This window comes from Bacillus haikouensis, assembly GCF_013179555.1.
Lineage (GTDB): Bacteria > Bacillota > Bacilli > Bacillales > Bacillaceae_B > Rossellomorea > Rossellomorea haikouensis_A.
Genome location: NZ_JABMCR010000225.1, coordinates 1 through 6,734, shown reverse-complemented (window position 1 = coordinate 6,734; position 6,734 = coordinate 1). Strand labels below are relative to the sequence as shown.

The window sequence follows — 6,734 nt, the reverse complement described above, 5'->3', positions numbered from 1 at the left end:
GGGGGGAGTAATCCCCCTGCTTGTTTTCCAGTTAATCCTGCTTTTTCTCATTATAATATTGTACTGAAGTCATTGCACCTTCACTGACCATTGAATTATCCTCGATGTTCTGCGGGTCGGGATTACCGCCTTTCTCAACAGGCATGTCTTCGGTTTTACGTTTTTTAATCTTCGTCATGATTCCTTCTTTCATATTGTGCAGGTGGTTTCTCTTTTCTTTAGAAGACAGTAACCATCCTAATGACCCTGCAGTAACAGTAGCTCCAACTAATAAGGTTTTATTTACTTTCATCATACACTCCTCCTAGATAATGGATCATTATTTGCCTCTTTGTTTTTTTGTTATTCCCTTGATGAATCTATTTAAACATTTTAATAGACCCGTTTTATATCTTTTACAAAACCACCGGGATAGGGAGTGTCATAAATATTCCTTCAAATAATTGGCATAATAACAATATGTATGAGTCGAGGAAGGGGATTTGAGTGAGGAAAACAACGAGAAACAAATATACTGCGATTATATATATGTTCGGCGTGCTGATGACGGTAATGGTTGTTTGCGTTTCCTATTTACAAACCAATGTAATCATTAAATCGATAAAAAAGTACAGTCCGTATAACTGAGGTTTATTAGTTGCAAAGCGGCATGAATGTAAGGACAATGAAAGACGGGAGGGATGTAATGATGAAATTGAAAGGCAAAAAGATTATACAGCTGGTCAGTGGAGATTTTGAAGACCTGGAACTGTGGTATCCGGTGCTTCGCTTAAGGGAAGAAGGTGCGGAAGTACATATTGTTGCAGAAAAGGCAGATGAAGAGTATGTCGGAAAATATGGTGTACCGATTGTATCGGACCTTTCATTTGGTGAAATCGAACATGAAAGTTATGATGCCATCTTGGTTCCTGGAGGATGGTCTCCAGATAAACTAAGAAGGTATCCTGAAGTGATTAAAATGATTCAGGATATGAATTCACTTTCCAAACCAATAGGCCAAATCTGTCATGCAGGGTGGGTGTTGATTTCAGCGAAGATACTGAATGGAGTCAAGGTCACCAGCACTCCAGGTATTAAAGATGATATGGAAAATGCCGGGGCTGTTTGGGTTAATGAACCTGTTGTGGTGGATGGTCATATCATTTCAAGCCGCAGACCGCCAGATTTACCTGATTATATGAGAGAGTTTATCGGCGTAATGACCAAATAAAAAACAAAGAGGATCGGAATGAATTGCCTTTTCTGAAACGAAGGTCAGTTTATTCCGGTCCTTATTCGTTATTTTTTATTAATTTGGCTTTTGTCTTGATCCTCCACCCTCGCAAAAAAGGTCTGTTTAATAGATTGATGGGTGGTGATGGCTGCTCCTGTACAAATGAAACCATTCGCTATCCCATTAAAGTCGAAGCCTAATCGCCACCCGCTTGCTGCTACTCCAATTGCTAACAGAATCCAAATAATCAACCAATCAGGAATATGCGGCGTTTTTTTCAATGCAAAACCCAATACCCAGAGTACAGGAACAAGAACCGTCAATTGATTATGGATCGTTACATCATTCAAAAGTTCTGTCATGGAATGAGTCCCCCTTTGAATATGACTACTGCTATTCTATTCTATAAGGTCTCACATTCATGACAGTTGTTCTGGCTTATTCATGTTTCAGGGACAAAAGTCGGTCCTTTTTCCATTCTTGTAAGCCGAGGCCATGTTAGAAGTGACAATGGAAACGGTCAGTGATAAAATATGTATGACTTAATATATGATTAGGAGTTGTTAATTATGGCTAAAAAAGGATACATACAATTTCAAACAGGTGAAAAGATTGAATTTGATTTATTCCCGAATGAAGCACCGGGAACAGTGGAAAACTTTGAGAAGTTAGCAAAAGAAGGTTTTTATGATGGATTGACATTTCACCGTGTAATTCCCGGTTTTGTCAGTCAAGGCGGATGTCCTAATGGAAACGGCATGGGTGGACCAGGCTACACAATCAAATGTGAGACTGAAGGCAATCCCCACAAGCATGAAGAAGGTTCCCTTTCAATGGCGCACGCAGGGAAAGATACCGGCGGAAGCCAATTTTTCATCGTTCATGACCCTCAGCCGCATTTAAACGGTGTTCATACTGTTTTCGGGAAAGTGACTTCAGGAATTGAAAGTGTGAAGTCAATGAAAAATGGAGATGTAATGGAAAAGGTGGAAGTTTTCGACGCATAATCATAAAGATGATTTTACAGTTGAAATTTCAAGCATTATCATGTAATATATAAACTACAAGCTGCGTTGTACGTAATCATAACGAAGTTTTAACCTTTAAACTGTAACAGGGAGTTTTATATCGAAGCTGGAATGTCATGCCTCCACGATAGAGGACGACAGGAAGTCTTCTGCAAACACCCACTTTGAGGAGTGGTGGTTTAAAACTTTCTTATCTAACATTACGGCAAATGTGGCTCTAATTTTACATGATAAGCCAGTTCTCATTCGGGGACTGGCTTTTTATTTTTGTTGTGTGCCGAAAAATAAGAAAGCCCCAATGGATCCTGTGTTACTACAGGATTCATTGAGGCATGACAGCTTAATCTAAAACGAGGCCTCTCCCGTCCGTACAGTGGTTAAGTGTCCCGCAACAAGCGAATGTTCGGGAGAGGCATATTCAGTATACTACTTTTCACTCGTATTAGTAAAGGACGGTACTCTGAAAAGGTTTATTCAGGAAGCTCGCCATTTTTTTGTAAGTACTACTCAATCTCTTTAAAGCTGTTTACTTCAATATGAGATGACTGTTCTACTTGAGGAGTTGTTGAAGCTGTCCAAAGGCAAATGTAAGATCCGCCGCCCTTGCAGGATGAGTATCGGGTTCACTGTCCCCGGCAAAGTAAACGATTTCGTATTTTTTTTTCAGCTCCGAAATGACTATTTCTTTGTTGATTCCATATCTTTCCGAATAATGAGGGTGCTCACTGTCGATATTTAAGTGTACATTCTTATCTTTATAAAACCCTTCATTTGAAAACCCTTTTATCCCTTATACACCGAGATGATGCAACAGATGTTGAATATACTAATTGGTGCCGGCACTTAAGATATAAATATCACCATTGTTTTTCTGCCCTTTATTTATAAAAGAGGGGACAAGAGGGGACATGCTCATCGATTTTGATTGACTTGATATCATCAATGATGACCTCTTCCTCTTGATTGATTGATCCAAAAACAGCAGCTAAAAAATCAATATCTTTCATGTCATCCGCTTTCCATTTCGTATAAAGTTTTCTCCCATCTTCAAAATACTTCTCAATCACGAAATGATAGAAATCTTTATCCGTAATGGTTCCATCAAAATCAGAAACAAATGCCCATTTATTCATTCTTGAACCTCCTGCATCCAATGTTGCTGGCAGTGTACTTGTACTATGACTTGTTAAGAGAGACCCCCTTCATGATAATACTAAACAGTAAGCAAGTATAAGAGTCTGATTATTCTTGATAAATCGTGTAGAATAGATAATCATATCAACTTACACTGGAGTGACATCTGTGAAAAAGAAACAGCTTAAATTAAGCACTATTATCATTCTTTTCGTATGTATTATTGTCCTTCTTTCCCTTGTGATAACCGATTTGCTTATCTCAAGAACGATTAATGAAAATATTGAAGCTTCTATTGAAGAAAAAGCAAAGGTTGTGTCACGTACGGTCTCGCATTCAACAATCGTAAAGAATGGTTTGGAAAATGAAGGGGATACAAAAAGCATTCAAGAATATACACTTGATATCCAAAAGTCAGCTGAGGTATTGTTCGTGGTTGTGATGGATATGGAGGGGATTCGTAAATCGCACCCTGATCCTGAACGAATAGGCAAACATTTTGTCGGCGGTGATGAGAAAGATGTACTGGAAGGAAAGGAGAGTATGTCTATTTCAAAAGGGACTCTTGGAAGATCGGTCAGAGCGTTTTCTCCAGTCTATAATGAAGAAAATCAGCAAATTGGAGCCGTTGCTGTCGGGATCTCACTGAATCGTGTAGAGGAAGCTTTAAATCAAAGTCACCGGAGTATTTTAGTGGGATCCTTCATTGGGATCATTGTCGGAATTATAGGAGCGGTCATTATTGCGAAATACATAAAGAAAATCTTGTTTGGATTAGAGCCAATTACAATTGCCAAGATATTAGAAGAGCGGAATACCATGCTTCAATCGGTTCATGAAGGGGTTGTAGCTGTAAACAGGGATACGACCATCTCATTGGTGAATAAGTCTGCAGAGAAGATTTTTAGTGAAGCTGGACTATCTTCTGATCCAATTGGTGTACCTATTAAAGAATACATGCCTCAGACCAGGTTGGAGAAAGTCATGGAATCAGGGGAACCTGAACTGGATGAAGAACAAACGATCAATGGGGTATCTATACTGGTAAACCGAGTTCCTCTAATTGTGAACAAAGAAGTGGTTGGTGCGATCTCTACTTTCAGGGACAAGTCGGAAGTGAATCTTTTAGCTGAGCAGCTGACAGGGGCAAAGTCTCATGCCGAAGCGCTCAGGGCGCAATCACATGAATTCATGAACAAGATGCATGTGATTCTGGGATTGATTAAGTTGAAAGAGTATACAAGATTGAATCGTTATATAACTGAGCTTGTTTCATTACAAGTTGATGAAGTGAACACCGTTTCTTCTAAAATCAAGGATCCAGCCCTTGCCGGTTTCATTATGGGGAAACTGAGCTATGCAAGGGAAAAGGGTGTGGCCTTATTCATAGAATGTAACGATTTTATTCCAGAACCAATGGATCCCGCCATTACACATGAGCTGATTACGGTGATTGGAAACCTATTAGACAATAGCATCGAAGCCACAGCTGACTGTAAAGAAAAAGAAGTGCTTCTGGAATTATTCTATCAGGATAACCGGTTTGAGTTGATTCTCACAGACACCGGAAGAGGCATCCCCGAAGACATCTTCAATGATATTTTCCTTAAAGGATTTTCTTTAAAGGGAGAAGGAAGAGGGTACGGTCTCTTTTTGGTGAAAAAAAGTATTGATAAATTAAATGGAAACCTTCATGTTGAATCGAAGGAAGATTCAGGCACGACGGTGATTGTTCAGGCTTCATTCGAGGAGGGGAAGAAGAGTGATTAAGGTGTTAATAGTGGAAGATGACCCAATGGTAGCGAAGTTCAATCAAACCTATTTAGAGGAGATAGATGGGTTTCGTTTAATAGGTATATCTAACTCTGTCGAACATGCGATGAAGAAATTAAAGGAGTACAAGGTCGACTTGATGCTTTTGGATGTCTATATGCCCGGCAATCAAACCGGAATGGATTTATTGAAGTTTATACGGAAGGAGCAGCGTAAAACGGACGTGATTCTCATCACCGCGGCATCGGAAGTGGAGAATATCCAAAGTGCTCTCCGGATGGGGGTGGTTGACTACTTGATTAAACCGTTCGAATTTGAGCGATTTAAAAAAGCATTAACTTCTTATCGGGAGAGTAATCGAATGCTTCAAAAGCAGACAACCATCGAGCAGAACGAATTGGATCTGCTATTACTGAAAGATGTTCAAGAGCCTCAAACAAAAATGCCGCTTCCCAAGGGTTTGACGACGAGCACGTTATCCGTTATTTACAAAGAAACTTTAGAGTTTGAAAATGAGTCATTTTCAACAGATGATATTGCTGAGGTTACGACCATTTCACGTGTATCGATTAGGAAATACCTTACGTTTATGAAGGATATCGGGGTGGTGGATGAAACCTTGGTTTATGGAATCGGAAGGCCTGTCTATCAATATACCTTCAATAAATCGAAACTATCCCGTCTCCATAATTATTTGTAAGATAGCAGCCAACCCAGGCTGCTTTTTTTAATTTCAAAAAGTAAACAATAATTTCATAATCTTTGAAAACGAAAAGTGTTTTCATATGATGGTTATACATTGTAAGCGATTACTGAGGCGAGAAAGGGATGAACAAGATGGGACAAGCAACTTCAACACTTGCATATAAAAATGAGAAAACAAATGAGAGCGCTGTAATTCCAAAAGATCGATCAGTTCAAATTTTTAATATCCCGATACTGTGGTTTCTGATCTTCACGGGCATTACCCTCATAAGTTTGTATACAGGGAATCTTCCTGGGGGAATGATCGGCAGTCTTCTTGTCATGATGGTTCTCGGTGAATTATTTGGCTGGGCAGGCGACCGGACACCTATCGTGAAAACATTCTTAGGCGGAGGTGCGATCATTGCGATTTTCGGTTCTGCATTTATGGTATACGCAGGATTACTTCCAGAAGCGATGGTCACGTCTATGACAGACTTTATGAAAACAGGCGGATTCTTGAATTTTTATATAGCTGCCTTGATCACGGGAAGTATACTGGGAATGAATTCAAAAGTACTTGTCAAAGTGGGGCTGCGGTATTTCCTTCCTATTTTTGGTGCGGTAGCTGGCGCCATTATTATCGCCGGAATTTTTGGTTCCCTTGTTGGTTTTACGCTCCAGGAAGCCGTTCTTGTGATTACGATGCCGATTATGGGAGGAGGAATGGGAGCCGGAGCCGTTCCAATGAGTCAAATCTATTCTGAACTGATGGGTAATGATCCGAGCTACTATATATCGATGCTGGTCCCAGCACTTGCTTTAGGGAATGTATTTGCAATCATTTTAGCATCCTTGCTTGATTTGATCGGAAAGAAAGTCCCTTCATTGACCGGGAATGG

At 39.8% G+C, this 6,734-nt stretch carries 7 protein-coding genes, 1 other RNA gene and 1 pseudogene; 6 read left to right on the top strand and 3 right to left on the bottom strand.

The features are described from left to right. Positions 1–31: 31 nt before the first annotated feature. On the bottom strand, positions 32–295 hold the full coding sequence (locus HP456_RS17830; RefSeq protein WP_376766235.1) for a YbyB family protein: 264 nt from the start codon (positions 293–295) through the stop codon (positions 32–34). A 393-nt stretch (positions 296–688) separates the two neighbouring features. Between HP456_RS17830 and HP456_RS17825 the strand changes: the two genes are divergently transcribed. After that, positions 689–1,210 carry a type 1 glutamine amidotransferase domain-containing protein gene (locus HP456_RS17825; RefSeq protein ID WP_172253603.1) on the top strand — a complete coding sequence of 174 codons (522 nt, stop codon included), beginning with the start codon at positions 689–691 and terminating at the stop codon, positions 1,208–1,210. A gap of 68 nt (positions 1,211–1,278) precedes the next feature. Here HP456_RS17825 and HP456_RS17820 read toward each other — a convergent pair whose 3' ends face one another. Then, positions 1,279–1,575, bottom strand: a complete 297-nt coding sequence (locus HP456_RS17820) for a phage holin family protein (RefSeq protein WP_172253599.1) — start codon at positions 1,573–1,575, stop codon at positions 1,279–1,281. 207 nt (positions 1,576–1,782) lie between these two features. Between HP456_RS17820 and HP456_RS17815 the strand changes: the two genes are divergently transcribed. Both HP456_RS17815 and ssrS read left to right on the top strand, forming a co-directional pair. After that, a complete protein-coding gene (locus HP456_RS17815; protein WP_172253597.1) occupies positions 1,783–2,220 on the top strand; it encodes a peptidylprolyl isomerase in 438 nt (145 codons plus the stop codon). A 55-nt stretch (positions 2,221–2,275) separates the two neighbouring features. After that, positions 2,276–2,463, top strand: a non-coding RNA gene (gene ssrS, locus HP456_RS17810) — 6S RNA. Between the two features lie 281 nt (positions 2,464–2,744). Here the strand turns inward: ssrS and HP456_RS17805 are convergent. Further along, positions 2,745–3,374 (bottom strand): annotated as a pseudogene (locus HP456_RS17805) (MtnX-like HAD-IB family phosphatase). 169 nt (positions 3,375–3,543) lie between these two features. Between HP456_RS17805 and dcuS the strand changes: the two are divergent. From dcuS to HP456_RS17790, 3 genes are all read left to right on the top strand, one after another. Then, entirely contained in the window at positions 3,544–5,145 is a 1,602-nt protein-coding gene (gene dcuS, locus HP456_RS17800; RefSeq protein ID WP_172253595.1) for a DcuS/MalK family sensor histidine kinase, read from the top strand. Further along, a complete protein-coding gene (locus tag HP456_RS17795; RefSeq protein ID WP_172253594.1) occupies positions 5,138–5,848 on the top strand; it encodes a response regulator in 711 nt (236 codons plus the stop codon). Before dcuS ends, HP456_RS17795 begins: the two co-directional genes overlap by 8 nt. 137 nt (positions 5,849–5,985) lie before the next feature. Beyond that, the coding region (locus HP456_RS17790; protein WP_172253601.1) for a 2-hydroxycarboxylate transporter family protein at positions 5,986–6,734 on the top strand (749 nt) is incomplete at its 3' end.